We start from the raw sequence: 14677 nt of genomic DNA on the forward strand, positions 1-14677 counted from the left end.
GCAGCTGCTACAGGTTTCGGTGCGCCGCAGACCCTGTAGCAGCCTGCGTCCGGCGTAGCCGGTTTAAATTGATGATCACCGGTCATCTGGTAGGCCGCCGACGCAGCCTTCGGCAGCTGCTACAGGTTTCGGTGCAGCGCAGACCCTGTAGCAGCTGGCGCAGCCTGCGTCCGGCGGAGCCGGTGTCAATTGATGATCATTGGTCATCTGGTAGTGAGCTAACGCAGCCTTCGGCAGCTGCTACAGGTTTCGGTGCAGCACAGACCCTGTAGCAGCTGGCGCAGCCTGCGTCCGGCGGAGCCGGTGTCAATTGATGATCATTGGTCATCTGGTAGTGCGCTAACGCAGCCCTAGGCAGCTGCTACGAAGAATTAGAGTGTTGGGTAGTTTTGTTCAATACCCGCGCCGAACACATCGCTACATTGCGGCCTTGTTCAATCGAATAGAGCAGGTGTGCGATGAGTGTAATGGTATCAATGGCGGCGTTTGCATTAGTGGCGTCCATTACGCCGGGGCCGGTGAATATCGTTGCGTTGAGTTCCGGCGCGCAGTACGGCTTTCGTGCCAGTCAGCGGCATGTGGCCGGGGCGACCCTGGGTTTTGTGTTGCTGCTGGTGTTGATGGGGCTGGGCCTGCACGAGGTGTTGTCCATGTGGACGGCCTTGACTCAAGTGGTACAGATTGCGGGCGTCGCATTTCTACTGTTCATGGCCTGGAAGCTGGCGTCGGACAACGGCGAGCTGCAGAGCAAAGAGGCCAGTACAGCGCCATCGATGCTCTACGGCGCCGTCATGCAATGGCTCAACCCGAAAGCCTGGCTGGCGTGCATCGCCGGCATGGGCGCGTTCGTTGCGGATGGCGATACATCGCTGGTCTGGCAGTTTGCGGCGGTGTACCTGGTGATCTGTTATCTGTCGGTCGCGTGCTGGGCATATGCCGGGACATTCCTCAAGCAATACCTGAACAATGCCCGTAACCTGCGCTGGTTCAACCGGACCATGGCTCTGTTGTTGGCGGGCAGCGCCGGGTATCTGGTTTATTCCTGATCCCTACGGCTTGTTGATGCACCACGCCACGTCGCCGGGCAAACCGGTGGCGCGAGTCGGTGCTCAGCTCAAATCGCCTGGAAGGTTATCTGTCGTAGGGTCCAGCGCGTTGAAACGGCCCGTTTTCAACCGCGTAATGGTGTAAGCCGCGCGCGCCACATCGGCATTGCTGTCGCAGAACCCGTGACAGCCGAGCACGGACATTGAAGACTTAACGCTGATACTGCCCCGGCGTCGCCGCCAAATGCTGTTTGAATACTCGCTGGAAATGTGCCTGATCGGCAAAACCGGCTTCGAGGGCGACATCGGCGATCAATCTGCCTCGACGCAGCTGCTCTCGGGCAAACTGAATACGCCGGTTGAGCAGAAACGCGTGAGGCGTCATGCCGAAATGCTGTTTGAAGGCGCGTATCAAGTACGACGGCGACAGTTGCGCCGCCGCGCAGATATCTTCGAGTTTGAGCATCTTCGTGCAGTTTTCACGAATGTATTCGGCTGCACGTTCCAGCCTGGCATTGGCTTCGCGCAGCGGTTGCTCGGCGGGGTTGAGGCGTTGCTGCACCTCGGTAAAATATTCCACCGCTGCGCTATGTTTGCACAGGATATCCTGGTCGGAATCGGTCAGCACCGCGTAAAGATTATTCAGCCCGTCAAACAGCCAGGCATCAGCAGTATGCGTCACGGCAAACCGGCGAAACGCCTGGTCGTGGCTGACCCCAAGCTGGCGCTGCAAATCGCTGAGCCATGGCGTTTCCACATACAGCATCAGGTAGGACCAGGGCTGGTCGTTGATCGGATTGCAGGCGTGCACGTCACCGGGGTTCATCAACACGACGGTGCCGGCGCTGATTTCGCATTGCATATGCTCATGCACGTAAGTGCTGCGCCCGGCCGTGATCGCGCCGATGGAAAAATGTGCGTGGGAATGCCGGGTGTAGCAGACTTCGCGACCGTCGGCGACGGCACGGGCTTCGATGAAGGGCAGGGCGGGGTCGCGCCAGAAGCGCGGAGCCATGTCGGCATTTTTTACTGGCGAATGTTTCATCGTGGCATTCCTCGGCAAGCCAGCCTGGAGTGTATTTGGCACCCTCCACATCGACAAATTCGCTGATCAGAAATCCCGGCGCGTTCAGGGACACACTGCGCCCGAGGGGAAATGTGCAGCGTCGCTCTGAACAGCGGCGGTTGCTGCCAGCGCACGCCATTTACAGCGAGTCAAAATGACCTTTCTGGAGTCTATAGGACCAATCCCCGTCGACGTCGAATTGACTGCATTGAGTATAACTCACTGATCCTCATGTATTAATTACCTGGCACGCTTCCTGAAGTATTCTCAATACAATTCAATGCTTCAGGAGTACGAAAAATGTTTGCTTACTTCAGCAACTTGCAAAACGTCCTGCACCTGTCGAGCAAAATACTCTGGGCGGGCCTTGTTCTTTTATTGGTCGGAATCTACGGCGCCTATCTCTATACAGGGTATCTGCCCATCGCGGTGCAAGTGCTGATGCACGCCGGCACGATCACCGGGCCAACGCTGATCAAAATCGGTTACGTCATGCGCCTGCTGGCGCAATACCGGTTGGGAAAAATGCAGGTCGGGTCGCTGGCATGATCCGCCGCCTGGCGGCAGCGCCGGTCTTCAGTCTTGGCTTTCGCGCTTTTTTTCTCGCCGGCGCAGGCTTCGCGCTTATTGCCGTGGCGATCTGGGGATTGTGGCTCTATGGCCATTGGCCGGATGCGCACACACCTGGCGGGATGCTCGCGTGGCATCGGCATGAGATGCCATTCGGTTTTGCGACGGCAATTATTGGCGGATTTCTACTGACGGCAGTGCCGAACTGGACCGGGCGACCGGGCCTCCAGGGCTGGCCGCTGATCGGTCTGCTACTGGTGTGGCTAGTGGCGCGTTCAGCCTGGCTGTTGCCGCTGCCAGTCGCTCTCCTGTTGGCCTTGCAGATGCCCTTTCTGCCATTGCTGGCCTGGCTGATGGGCCGGGAGCTGGTGGCGGCGCGCAAGCGTGACCATTATCCAATTGTGCTGGTGCTCATTTTGTTGGCGGGTTGTCAGGCGATGACCCTCGCCGGAATCTACTGCGACAATGCCGGCTTGCAGCGCAACGGCGTGCTGGCGGCCGTTTGGCTGGTGGGCGCGCTGATGACCGTGATCGGCGGCCGGGTGATTCCGTTTTTCATCCAGCGCGGGCTCGATCGACCGACTCCCGCTTCGGTGCCGGTGCTGCCGACGCGCCTGCTGTTGATCGGTAGCCTACTCGTTGCAGTGTCTTTCGCCGCTGGCTTGAATGATCAGCCGTCAGCGTGGCTGGGTGGATTCTTTGGTTTGCTGGGCGGACTGCACCTGCTACGCCTCTGGCGCTGGCATGATCGGGGTATCTGGCGCTTGCCGCTGTTGTGGTCACTTTATGTTTCTTACCTATGGCTGGCGGTGGCCGCACTGGCCATGGCCTTGTGGCACATCGGCGTTTTGCCGCAACAGAGCCTGGCGACGCATGCGCTGTCGGTTGGCGCCATGGGCGGGCTGATTCTGGCGATGATTGCGCGCGTCAGTCTTGGCCATACCGGTCGGGCGCTGCAGCCTTCAAGGGCGATAGTGCCAGGCTTTGCGTTGCTGCTGATCGCAGGGCTTTGTCGGGTGTTGCTGGTGCCGCTTTCATCGACTGGCTTGGCTTTGTCAGCATTGTTCTGGTGTGTGGCGTTTGCTCTGTTCCTGTGGAAGTACACCGGTATTTTGCTGACTCCTCGGGTCTGAAGCACTATCCGCGCTTGAGGGTTGCAGGTCTTGTTTAAGGGTGACCGGTGGTCGATGAACCGGTCTTGTCCGGGATTTTGCGCTTAGCTGTAGGGATAAACCCGAGGCGCGCGCAGGCAGTTGATCGTCGCAGCGACGCCCTTCAGAACACTGTGAGTCTGAGGTCCTTCGCAATGCTGACCCTCAACATCAATGGCCAGGATCAGGAACTGAACGTCCCGGCAGACATGCCCTTGCTTTGGGTATTGCGCGATGTTGCGCACCTCACCGGGACCAAGTTCGGTTGCGGCATGGCCCAGTGCGGCGCCTGCACCGTGCACGTCGACGGTGCGCCCGTACGTGCCTGCGTCACGCCCGCCACAGCGGTCGCCCATGGGCAGAAAATTCTCACGATCGAAGGCCTGTCCATCGACGGTTCGCATCCGGTGCAGCAAGCCTGGGCCGAACTCGATGTGGTGCAGTGTGGCTACTGTCAGTCCGGGCAGATCATGTCGGCCGCGGCATTGCTGGCGAAAATCCCCAAACCGACCGACAGCGACATCGACCAGGCTCTCTCCGGCAACATCTGCCGCTGCGGCACCTATCCACGCATTCGTGCAGCGATCAAACGCGCCGCCGACATCGGCTGATGCGCAGAGGCTCAGCGATGAAGAGCAGCAATCCGATATCTCGCCGTGGTTTTCTCAAAGGCAGCGCGCTGCTAGGCAGTGGTCTGGTCGTCGCGTTTGTGTTGCCCGGTGCTCACCGGTTTGCCATGGGCGCTGAAAATCAGGGCGAGGTGTTCGCCCCGAATGCGTTCCTGCGGATCGGCAACGACAACAGCGTCACCGTGTTGCTTGGCCACTCGGAGATGGGCCAAGGCATCTGGACCGGTTTGACCATGCTGATCGCCGAGGAGCTTGACGCCGATTGGTCGAAGATCCGCGTCGAGCATTCCCCGGCCTCGGCGGCAGATTATGGCCTGGCTGCATTTGGCGGGATGCAGATCACCGGCGGTTCTACCTCCACGTGGATGGAATTCGATCGCTACCGTCAGGCCGGTGCCGCCGCGCGCCTGATGTTGATCGACGCTGCCGCCAGGCGTTTCAACGTCGCACCGTCGACCCTGCGTACCGAGCCAGGGGTGGTTATCGCCGGCGACCGGCGTGCCACCTATGGCGAATTGGCGGATGACGCCGGCAAGCTGCCGGTTGCGGATCCGGCCGCACTCACATTGAAGGAGGCGAGGGACTGGAGACTCATTGGCAAGCCGACCAAACGTCTGGACACTCCGGAGAAAATCACCGGTCGCGCGAAATTCGGCATTGACGTGCAATTTGACGGACTGATGACCGCGATGGTCGCCCGCTCGCCGGTGCTCGGCGGCAGCGTCAAATCATTTGAAGGCGCAGAAGCGTTGTCGATCCCTGGCGTGCACAAGGTTGTGCAAGTGCCGAGCGGTGTCGCCGTGATTGCCGACCATTATTGGGCCGCAAAATTGGCGCGCGATGCGCTGAAGATCGACTGGGACCTGGGAGCCAACGCCGGGCTCGACAGCCAGGTCCTGCTTGAAGACTTTCGCAAACTGGCTGGCACCGCCGGGGCTTCTGCCAGTAAAGCCGGCGATGTCGAGCAGGCGTTGAGCAACGCCGCCAAATCCATTGACGTCGAATACAGTGTGCCGTACCTGGCACATGCGCCAATGGAGCCGCTCAATTGCACGGTGAAGATCACCCAGGACAAATGCGAGATCTGGACCGGCACGCAATTCCAGACGCTCGACCAGATGATCGCGGGCAAGATCACCGGGCTCAAACCTGAGCAGGTCGAGATTCATACCCAATTCCTCGGCGGCGGTTTCGGCCGTCGCGCCAATCCGACCTCAGACTTCGTCGCCGAGGCGGTGGAGGTGGCAAAAGCGGCCGGTATGCCGGTCAAAACCGTGTGGGCGCGCGAAGACGATATTCGCGGCGGCTATTACCGCTCGGCGTTCCTGCATCAGGCTCGCGTTGGCCTGGATGCAGACGGTTCGCCGATCGCCTGGAAGCACGTGCTGGTGGGGCAATCGATCATGGCCGGGACCCTGCTCGAGGCCAGCATGGTCAAGGAAGGTGTCGATAAAACTTCGGTTGAGGGCGTGGCGGACAGCCCTTATCTGGCAAAACTGGCCAACCATCAAGTCGACCTGCACTCGCCGCAAACCGGGATCACCGTATTGTGGTTGCGCTCGGTCGGGCACACCCACACCGCATTTGTGATGGAATCATTGATTGATGAACTGGCTGAAGCGGCTGGCAAGGACCCCGTGGATTACCGACGGACGTTGCTCAGGGAGCATCCGCGGCATCTGGGGGTTCTTGATCTGGCTGTGGAGAAAGCTGCCTGGCAGGCGCCATTACCCGATGGCCATGCGCTGGGCGTCGCGGTGCACGAATCGTTTGGCAGTTATGTAGCGCAGGTTGCGGAAGTGTCGCAGGACAATCTGGGCATTCGCGTACACCGGGTGGTGTGCGCAGTGGATTGTGGCATCGCGGTCAACCCGTTGAGTATCGCCGCGCAAATGGAGTCGGCTATCGCTTTCGGCCTCGGATTTACCCTGCACAGCAAGCTGACGTTCAAGGACGGGCAGGTGCAGCAGTCCAATTACCATGACTATCAAGTGTTGCGTTTGAACGAGATGCCGCGGGTCGAAGTGCATATCGTCGCGAGCAGCGCTAAACCCGGCGGCGTCGGCGAGGCAGGCGTGCCACCGACAGCGCCGGCGGTGGCCAACGCAGTGTTCGCGCTCACCGGACAGCGACTGCGCGAGTTGCCCTTGCAGCTGTCGGGGGTGTGAAATGAAACGACATCTTTTACTCGGCGCGGTGGTGATGGTGGGGCTGACCACCTACGCGACCGATCTGTTTGCTGATGACAAGGCTGCGTTGAAGGCATTCGATACCGTGCAAAAAGTCTTGCAGAGCCCACGTTGCCAGAACTGTCATATCCCAGGTGACTCGCCGCTGCAATTCGATGAAGGCATTCCACACGCGATGAACGTGGTCCGTGGACTGGACGGTAAAGGCGCGGGCGGTTTGCCCTGCACGACGTGCCATGCCGAGAGTAATCCGCCCGCTACTTACGGCCCGCATATGCCGCCCGGCGCGCCTCACTGGAGCCTGCCGCCAGCGGCGCACAAAATGGCCTGGATCGGTCTGCCGGCCGACAAGCTCTGCGCGATGATCAAAGACCGCTCCGAAAATGGCGACCGTGATTTCGCCGCCATGCTCAAACACGTCAGCGAGGACAAACTGGTGCTGTGGGGCTGGAACCCGGGCGAGGGCAGGGCACCGGTGCCAGTGCCGCATGACATTTTCGTCGCGCAGTTCAAACTCTGGGCGGATGCCGGAGGCCCGTGCCCCGTTGCAGGCATCTGATCCAGTCAATTTCGCCTGACAGAGTGCCATCGCGCAGACCGGCCGGAGCTGGTCGGATTTGCATCGCCGCTACTCTTCCCACACCGCAGCACAACTACTGGCACTTTTCCCTATTCTTAACCGTGGCACGTTGCCTTAGAATCAGCCGCTAATATCCAGAAGCCGCGCATACCAGCCGCTTGAAACAGGGACTAGACGCTATGTGGAATCTGCATCCGGAAGCGGCTAACCCGGACTTCGTACTCTTTTCAGGCATGGGCACGGCGCAATGCTGACCAAGCGGCGCAGTTCCTTGATTGGCTTCATCGTCCTCGCCGTCGGCCTGGTCGGGTTCTCTGCGTTGCTGTTGCTCAAGTCTGAAACCCAGCGCAGGGAAACGCGTTTTTCGGAATACGTGCAGAATATTTCCGGCATTGTGCGCAATCAGCTCGACACCAATGAAGCTGTATTGGCAGGGTTTTCCGCCTTCCTGCAAGCTGTCGATCAGAGCGATACGGAAGCCGCCGCCCGGTATGCCGCCGCCGTTTTATCCGCTTATCCGCACATTTACATGCTGGAAGCGGCGCGGGCGGTTCCGGTCACCGAGCAAGCTGCGTTCGAAGCATTGCTTCAACGTACCTGGCGAGCAGATTTCAAACTCAAGGATTTCCCGAACCTGGCCCAGCAACCGGGCCATCCTCAGGCATACCTCAAAGAAACCTGGCCAGTGTTATTCATGTACCCGTCGCTGCCGGAGTCCAGTTCGATCTACGGCGTGCGGCTGGAAACCGTCGGCCACCTGTCCTACGCCCTGGCGTTGACCCGCCACCATCAAAAACCGGTGGTATCGCCGGTTTTCTCGATGTACGAGGGCGATAGTGCATACATCCTGATGCAGTCGGTCACACGGCCCTCCCAGACGCGGGAGCAAGTGCGGCCGAATTTCTTCGGCAGCACGATGATGTCGTTGCTTTTGGTCAAGACCGGCGCGCTGCTTGATGCCGTGAACAACGCAAACGTTGATCCGCTGGTGCGCATTGACGCCGTCCTGAATACGGCGGCCGGCACTGAAAGTCCGGTTTTCTCCACTCCGCCGCTGCCAACCGGTGTGCTCGATCACTTTTTTTTGCCGCGTTTGGCCGAGCGGGTCGAGATTCGCAATATGTCGCAACCCATGACCCTGCTGTTCGAGCGCCAGTTAAGGTTTGCGGACGTCTTGACCAACGAAATGCTGATCATCCTGACCGTACTCGCCGGCGTACTGATCGGGATGCCCGTGGTGCTGATCAGACACTTCCAGGCCGTAGAGCGGGCAGACGCCGAGCATCAACGTTCCGCCTATCTCGCCACGCATGACGTGCTTACCCAGCTGCCCAATCGCTACCTGTTCGCCGATCGGTTTGACCAGGCGCATTCGAACTGGCTGGAAAACGGGGTGCAGTTTGCCGTGTTGTTGATCGACATGGATCATTTCAAGGAGATCAACGATCACTATGGCCATGAAGCCGGTGATCAAGTGCTCCAAGCGGTGGCCAAGCGCATGCTGCAAGCCACTCGCTCGTGTGACACCGTTGCCCGCTATGGCGGAGATGAATTCGTCATTCTGCTGTCCGGTCTGACTCGCCAGGACAATGCGCAACTAATGGCCGCGAGGGTGTTTGAATCCATTGCACAGACCGTTGTCACAAGCGCAGGGGAGCTTGCCATCTCGTGCAGCATCGGCATCGCACAGTGTCCGGACCACGGGCAAAGTCTCGATACCTTGCTCAAAGCAGCGGATCAGGCGATGTATGGCGTCAAACAAGTAGGGCGCAGCGGGGTCGCCATGACCGAACCTGCAATGCCTTGAGTCACTCTTGATATCAGACTGAAAAAGAGACGGTGCATCAGTTGGGGGACATCCTGAAACATTTATCCCGAGAGGAACTTGAGGCCGAGGTCGCGAGCCTTCGTCTGGCGCTTGGTGCTGCCAGACTTGAGGCGCAAATACCGCGCTCCGGCCGGGATGATTCCCTGCGCGACGACGCCGGGTCTGCAACGCTAGCCGCGGACACAGGCGCACACGGCAACCAGCGACCGCCAGGTGCCGTGCTGGCTGATCGACGCGCTTCGGCAAAAATTCAGGCGGAGCTGCAAGCCAGTCGCTCGGCCCTGGCCAGCAGTGAAGCGCGTCAGCGGGCAATCTTCGACAGCGCCATTGATTTTGCGATGATCCTGACCGACCCGAGTGGCAAGATCACCGACTGGAACTCCGGCGCGACTCAGGTGATGGGCTGGACCGCGGAACAAATGCGTGGCCGTACCGCAGCGCGTTTTTTTACCCCGGAGGATCGCGCGGCCGGGCGAATCGAGCTGGAGATGGCCAGTGCGCTGCGCGACGGGCGAGCGTCCGATGAACGCTGGCACCTGCGTCAGGACGGGCAGCGCTTCTGGGCCTCTGGAGAGATGATGCCGCTTTGGGGTGACCACGCTATTCACCTCGGCTTCGTCAAGATTCTGCGCGACCGCACCAACGAGCACCTCGCGGGCCGCGCGATCGAAGAAGCCCAGGCGCGCTATCGGTTAGCCGTCAAAGCGACCAATGATGCGATCTGGGACTGGGATTTGACCTCCAATCGTGTGCAGTGGAACGACGCTCTCGAGCAGGCTTATGGTCATGCGCTGGCCAATATCGAAATGAACGGCGACTGGTGGATCGGGCAAATTCACCCGGACGATCAGCAGCGTATCCATGCTTCCATTCACGCCGTAATCGATGGCAACGGCACTGCCTGGACCGAGGAATATCGCTTCCGGCGGGTTGACGGTTCGTACGCCGAAGTGCTTGATCGCGGCCACGTCATCCGCGACAAGGACGGCCGTGCGCTGCGTATGATCGGCGCGATGCTCGATTTGACGCGGGTACGCAGCACAGAAGCCGCGCTGCGGCAGAGCGAAGAACGTTTTCGCACGATTCTGGAAACCATCGAAGCGGCGTTCGCCATCGTGCAGGTCAAGTTTGATGCCGACGATCAGCCGGTGGACTATCGGTTCCTGGAAGCCAACCCGGCTTTCGAGCGTCAGGCAGGTGTAAACCTGCGCGGCAAATGGGTGACTGAATTTGCCCCCGATCTTGAGCGTTTCTGGTTTGAAACCTATGGCCGCGTGGCCAAAACCGGCGTGCCGGCCAACTTCGAGAGCTATGCCAAGGCGTTTGGCCGCTGGTTTGACGTGCGCGCCGTGCCCGTGGGCGATCGCGCCGATCGTCAACTGGCGATTTTATTCAGTGACGTGACCGGACGCCGTGCTGACGAAGAACGTCTGCGCCAGAGTGAGATGATCGCTCGGGCGAACATCGAACGGGTCCAGCTCGCCCTTGCGGCAGGTGCGATCTTCGGCACGTGGCACTGGGATTTGACCAAAGACAGTTTCACCGTGGACGAGGCGTTTGCGCGGGCCTTTGGCCTCGATCCGGCCTTGGGTCACGAAGGTTTGAGTCTCGAGCAGGTCATTGCCACTGTCCACCCGGAGGATCAACCCGGGTTGAAGAGGGCAATCGATGAGGTGATTGCCCGCGGCGGCGCTTATGCCCACCAATACCGGGTGCGTCGCGCTGACGGCAAGTATTACTGGATCGAAGCCAACGGCCGCGTCGATCACGCTGAGGACGGCACGCCGACCAGTTTCCCGGGCGTCGTGATCGACGTTGAAGAGCGTCGCTCGGTAGAGGCGCAGCGTGACCGTGCCACCGCTGCATTGCGCTCGCTCAATGAAACCCTGGAACAGCGTGTCGCCGAGCGTACGTCGGAGTTGATGCAGGCCGAGGAAAAGTTGCGTCAGTCGCAGAAGATGGAGGCAGTCGGCCAACTGACGGGTGGCCTGGCCCATGATTTCAATAATCTTCTGGCCGGCATATCCGGTGCTCTGGAACTGATGGCCACGCGGATCAGTCAAGGGCGCTTTTCCGACGTTGATCGGTATTTGCAGACGGCACAAGGCGCCACCAGGCGGGCAGCCGCTTTGACGCATCGACTGCTGGCGTTCTCCCGGCGGCAAACCCTCGATCCGCGACCGACCAATGTCAATGCATTGATCGAGGGCATGAGCGAGCTGATCCAGCGCACCGTAGGCCCCAGCATCCCATTGGAGACAGTCGGCGCAGAGGATCTCTGGCCGGCATTGGTGGATCCCAGCCAGCTGGAAAATGCCCTGCTCAATCTGTGCATCAACTCACGTGATGCCATGCTCAACGGTGGGCGCATCACCATCACCACTGCCAATCAGTGGGTGAGCGCGCAGGAGGCGCCAGCGCTGGACCTGCCGGCAGGCCAGTACCTGACGCTGTGTGTAAGCGACACCGGAACAGGTATGACGCCCGAGATCGTGGCGAAAGCGTTCGATCCTTTCTTCACCACCAAACCTATAGGGCAGGGCACCGGTCTCGGTCTTTCGATGATTTACGGCTTTGCCAAACAGTCAGGCGGCCAGGCGCGGATTTCTTCCGAGGTGGGACGCGGGACCACGATGTGTATTTACCTGCCGCGATATGTGGGTGACGCGAGTGTTCAGGAGCATGCCGAAAGCGCCAGTGCCCCCGCGGCTACAAACGTCGGTGAGACGATATTGGTGGTGGATGATGAGCACACAGTGCGCATGTTGCTGGTAGAGGTGCTGGAAGAATTGGGTTATTGCGTCATCGAAGCAGCGGACAGTGCTGAAGGACTCAAGGTCCTGCGTTCCGGCGTGCGTATTGATTTGCTGATATCGGATGTAGGTTTGCCCGGTGGCATGAACGGGCGGCAGATGGCAGACGCCGCCCGGGAGGTTCGCCCTGGATTGAAGACGTTGTTCATTACGGGGTATGCAGAAACCGCTGCGATTGCTCAGGGCCACCTCGAGCCGGGGATGCATGTGCTGACCAAGCCGTTTGCTATTGACACGCTGGTTTCGCGGGTGCGCAGGTTGATGGGCGAGTGAGTGTGCGGATATTCCCAATCGCCGCAGAAGCCAGCTTGCTCGCGAAGGCTGCCTCACATCCGTCCAGATCATGCAAATCCGCCATTACCCGGCGGTTTTAAACATCATTCAGCCTCAGAACGAACAATTCGTCCTGCCTTTACCTCGTCGGCATAACCGGCGAGCTTGATCTGCTCGTTACTCATCAGCTCGCAGATCTTCCTCAGCGCATCAACCTTTGCGCTACTGGATTCGCTGTCCGCCATGGCGGACAGTTGCACCACTGCCCAACCGATAATGGAGGCGGCGTCTTCGAGGTCATAAAACAATTCCTGCCGGGCAGTTCGGGGCCCCTGGAGGCCGGTTATCAAATCGGTCATATGTCAGTCCTATGGAACGGGATAGTTCAGTCCTGACCGCCCACTGCGCGCCATGCCGCTTGCGCAAGCTGTTGCCGGTGATCCTCAGGACTTCCTTTGACTCTCTGAGACAGCCAGGCCCGGCAATAACTCTCCGCAGCACCGACGATGAGTGACGGCATTAATTCAAAGGGTAACTCCAGCAGGTCCCGGCGATGGGCGGGGTTGTTGAACCAGTCTTTCAGTTGAGCGTTTCGGCGCAGATTGGCTTCTTTGAGCTGATCGCTAAAACTGCTTTGCGCGACGGCAAAGCGCGCCTGGTACTGAAAGCGCGCCCAGTCCGGCTGACGGACGACCCAATCGACGTAGCTGTAGACCAATGCTTGAACCCATTCCTTGGTCGACGTGACCTCTGCAAGGTAGCTATCCCTAAGTTGTGCCTGGTCATCAAGAGCGGTCATGTACAGCGCGGCGACCAGCCCTTCCTTGTTTTGGAAATGATGATAGATGGCCCCAACGCTCATCTCGCTGTCTACGCGGATGTGATCAATCGTGGTCGCTTCAATGCCCTGCTGGTTGAAAAGTGCCAGAGCACATTTGAGGATGTGCCGCTTGGATTCGGCACGACGCCCTGGATAGCAGCGCTCAAGCAGGTCATCAGGTTCCATTCTCAGCCCAGGCAAAAAAGAGCCATGGTAATTCAATCAATGGCAGGGCACGAGTGATTGACTGGCGAGCTTTTACAGAATAATGTTCTGTAACAGAGCAGTATTCTGTTTATCTCTGTCAATTCACTTGAGCCCGAGGAATCCCATGAGCCAGACTCTCAGCATGTATCAAAGCGCAGGCCCGTCCGCGTTCAGCAACATGGCCTGCCAGATGGCGCCGTATTTCGGCACCATCAATCCACAAATCTCGGTATTGAGCCCGGGTCGCAGTGAAGTGAAAGTGCCGTTCCGCAAGGAAATCACCAACCATCTGGCTTCAGTTCACGCCATTGCGCTGTGCAATGCGGCAGAACTTGCAGGCGGCATGATGACTGAGGTGTCCATCCCGAGCGGCGCGCGCTGGATTCCAAAAGGCATGAGCGTTGAATACCTGGCCAAAGCCAGGACCTCCATTCATGCGATCGCAGATGGCAGCCTGATCGACTGGGAGACGGCGGGTGACAAGGTTGTGCCGGTCGAGATTTTTGATGAGGGCGGGGTGAAGGTGTTTACAGCGCGCATCACCATGAACGTGAAAATCGGCTAAGCAGTTCCGCGTCAGGCCGGAAATCGGCGATGGTATGCTCGGGCAATCTGACTCATCAAGGAGGGGGCAATGGATCGTTTGTCTCATTTGCTTTCGCGCTTCGGCGTGCGGGCCAATCTGTTCTACAACGGCGATCTGTGCGGTTTGTCATCTTACGATGACGCTGAGCGGCGAGGTTATGTCCATCTGCTCCAGGCCGGCAGCGTGACGCTGTTACGTCCCGATAGCAAGGATTTGCAGATTACTCGTCCCACTCTGATTTTCATGCCACGCCCCACCAAGCATCAATTGCTTGCGGCGGAGTCTGATGGCGCAAGGTTGTTGTGCGCCTCCATGGAGTTTGGGGGCGGGATTGATAATCCGTTGTCCACTTCACTTCCGGACTGTCTGGTGCTCGCTCTCGATGATCTGCCCATGCTGGAAGATACATTGAGATGGATGTTCGCCGAGGCAGCCAATGTGCATTGTGGAAGGGAGGCCGCGCTTGATCGCCTGTTTGAACTCTTGATCATCCTGTTGCTTCGTCATCTGCTCGATCATCACCAGTTGCGGGCCGGAATGATGGCAGGGCTGGCCGACACGCGGCTGGTCCGGTCACTTTTGCAGATGCATGACTCACCCGAACGTGCCTGGTCGATAGCGGAGTTGGCCAGCGAGTCAAATATGTCACGCGCCGCGTATGCGCTGCATTTCAAGAATGTCATTGGGCAGACGCCGGCTGATTATCTGTTGAGTTGGCGAATCAGTCTGGCTCAGAAGCTAATGCGAGAAGGGCGCTCGATAACGCTGATTGCAGCTCAAGTCGGCTACGAAAGCCCTACGGCACTGTCTCGTGCATTCAGACGCAAGACGGGGTTGAGCCCTCGCGACTGGATGAAAGATCTGGCGGGGGCAAATGAAGGCAGGTTGACCCAAGGCATCAGTGCCTTGGGCCATTGAA

The 14677-nt window shown here is 59.1% G+C and carries 13 protein-coding genes; 10 read left to right on the forward strand and 3 right to left on the reverse strand.

Annotation, left to right across the window (positions count from 1 at the left end; genetic code table 11):
• Positions 1-458: 458 nt before the first annotated feature.
• Complete coding sequence (locus tag F8N12_RS04945) at positions 459-1046, forward strand: LysE family translocator (protein WP_150579442.1); 588 nt, start codon at positions 459-461, stop codon at positions 1044-1046.
• A 211-nt stretch (positions 1047-1257) separates the two neighbouring features.
• On the opposite strand, the gene F8N12_RS04950 is transcribed toward F8N12_RS04945, so the two are convergent.
• Positions 1258-2091 (reverse strand): helix-turn-helix transcriptional regulator, encoded by an 834-nt coding sequence (locus F8N12_RS04950; protein WP_150579443.1) that lies wholly within the window; start codon positions 2089-2091, stop codon positions 1258-1260.
• A 321-nt stretch (positions 2092-2412) separates the two neighbouring features.
• On the opposite strand from F8N12_RS04950, the gene F8N12_RS04955 reads away from it, so the two are divergent.
• The 7 genes from F8N12_RS04955 to F8N12_RS04985 all read left to right on the forward strand — a co-directional run bounded on the left by F8N12_RS04955 (position 2413) and on the right by F8N12_RS04985 (position 12145).
• A complete protein-coding gene (locus tag F8N12_RS04955; RefSeq protein ID WP_150579444.1) occupies positions 2413-2661 on the forward strand; it encodes a transmembrane sensor/regulator PpyR in 249 nt (82 codons plus the stop codon).
• Positions 2661-3815 carry an NnrS family protein gene (locus tag F8N12_RS04960; RefSeq protein ID WP_150579505.1) on the forward strand — a complete coding sequence of 385 codons (1155 nt, stop codon included), beginning with the start codon at positions 2661-2663 and terminating at the stop codon, positions 3813-3815. The genes F8N12_RS04955 and F8N12_RS04960 overlap by 1 nt, the downstream gene beginning before the upstream one ends.
• Positions 3816-3988: 173 nt before the next feature.
• A complete protein-coding gene (locus tag F8N12_RS04965) occupies positions 3989-4444 on the forward strand; it encodes a (2Fe-2S)-binding protein (RefSeq protein WP_150579445.1) in 456 nt (151 codons plus the stop codon).
• 17 nt (positions 4445-4461) lie between these two features.
• Positions 4462-6630, forward strand: coding sequence for a xanthine dehydrogenase family protein molybdopterin-binding subunit (locus tag F8N12_RS04970; protein WP_150579446.1), 2169 nt, complete (start codon positions 4462-4464; stop codon positions 6628-6630).
• Between the two features lies 1 nt (position 6631).
• A complete protein-coding gene (locus F8N12_RS04975) occupies positions 6632-7210 on the forward strand; it encodes a hypothetical protein (protein WP_150579447.1) in 579 nt (192 codons plus the stop codon).
• Positions 7211-7478: 268 nt separating this feature from the next.
• Positions 7479-9038, forward strand: coding sequence for a sensor domain-containing diguanylate cyclase (locus F8N12_RS04980; RefSeq protein ID WP_150579448.1), 1560 nt, complete (start codon positions 7479-7481; stop codon positions 9036-9038).
• A gap of 269 nt (positions 9039-9307) precedes the next feature.
• Positions 9308-12145, forward strand: coding sequence for a PAS domain-containing protein (locus F8N12_RS04985; protein ID WP_224787665.1), 2838 nt, complete (start codon positions 9308-9310; stop codon positions 12143-12145).
• Positions 12146-12249: 104 nt separating this feature from the next.
• Here F8N12_RS04985 and F8N12_RS04990 read toward each other — a convergent pair whose 3' ends face one another.
• Entirely contained in the window at positions 12250-12504 is a 255-nt protein-coding gene (locus F8N12_RS04990; protein ID WP_150579450.1) for a hypothetical protein, read from the reverse strand.
• A gap of 26 nt (positions 12505-12530) precedes the next feature.
• The gene (locus F8N12_RS04995) at positions 12531-13151 is read right to left on the reverse strand and encodes a TetR/AcrR family transcriptional regulator (protein ID WP_150579451.1); all 621 of its coding nucleotides are present in this window, start codon (positions 13149-13151) and stop codon (positions 12531-12533) included.
• Positions 13152-13296: 145 nt separating this feature from the next.
• Here F8N12_RS04995 and F8N12_RS05000 point away from each other — a divergent pair, with 145 nt between their 5' ends.
• Both F8N12_RS05000 and F8N12_RS05005 read left to right on the forward strand, forming a co-directional pair.
• Entirely contained in the window at positions 13297-13737 is a 441-nt protein-coding gene (locus F8N12_RS05000; protein WP_150579452.1) for a hotdog fold domain-containing protein, read from the forward strand.
• A gap of 69 nt (positions 13738-13806) precedes the next feature.
• Positions 13807-14676, forward strand: coding sequence for an AraC family transcriptional regulator (locus F8N12_RS05005; protein WP_150579453.1), 870 nt, complete (start codon positions 13807-13809; stop codon positions 14674-14676).
• Position 14677: the final 1 nt, after the last annotated feature.

This window comes from Pseudomonas fluorescens, assembly GCF_902497625.1.
Taxonomy (GTDB): domain Bacteria; phylum Pseudomonadota; class Gammaproteobacteria; order Pseudomonadales; family Pseudomonadaceae; genus Aquipseudomonas; species Aquipseudomonas fluorescens_BQ.

Excerpts from the sequence above, each read along its gene's own strand:
- F8N12_RS04945 (WP_150579442.1), top strand. The coding sequence starts at position 459 with ATGAGTGTAATGGTATCAATGGCGGCGTTTGCATTAGTGGCGTCCATT.
- F8N12_RS04950 (WP_150579443.1), bottom strand. The coding sequence starts at position 2,091 with ATGAAACATTCGCCAGTAAAAAATGCCGACATGGCTCCGCGCTTCTGG.
- F8N12_RS04955 (WP_150579444.1), top strand. The coding sequence starts at position 2,413 with ATGTTTGCTTACTTCAGCAACTTGCAAAACGTCCTGCACCTGTCGAGC.
- F8N12_RS04965 (WP_150579445.1), top strand. The coding sequence starts at position 3,989 with ATGCTGACCCTCAACATCAATGGCCAGGATCAGGAACTGAACGTCCCG.
- F8N12_RS04970 (WP_150579446.1), top strand. The coding sequence starts at position 4,462 with ATGAAGAGCAGCAATCCGATATCTCGCCGTGGTTTTCTCAAAGGCAGC.
- F8N12_RS04975 (WP_150579447.1), top strand. The coding sequence starts at position 6,632 with ATGAAACGACATCTTTTACTCGGCGCGGTGGTGATGGTGGGGCTGACC.
- F8N12_RS04980 (WP_150579448.1), top strand. The coding sequence starts at position 7,479 with ATGCTGACCAAGCGGCGCAGTTCCTTGATTGGCTTCATCGTCCTCGCC.
- F8N12_RS04990 (WP_150579450.1), bottom strand. The coding sequence starts at position 12,504 with ATGACCGATTTGATAACCGGCCTCCAGGGGCCCCGAACTGCCCGGCAG.
- F8N12_RS04995 (WP_150579451.1), bottom strand. The coding sequence starts at position 13,151 with ATGGAACCTGATGACCTGCTTGAGCGCTGCTATCCAGGGCGTCGTGCC.
- F8N12_RS05000 (WP_150579452.1), top strand. The coding sequence starts at position 13,297 with ATGAGCCAGACTCTCAGCATGTATCAAAGCGCAGGCCCGTCCGCGTTC.
- F8N12_RS05005 (WP_150579453.1), top strand. The coding sequence starts at position 13,807 with ATGGATCGTTTGTCTCATTTGCTTTCGCGCTTCGGCGTGCGGGCCAAT.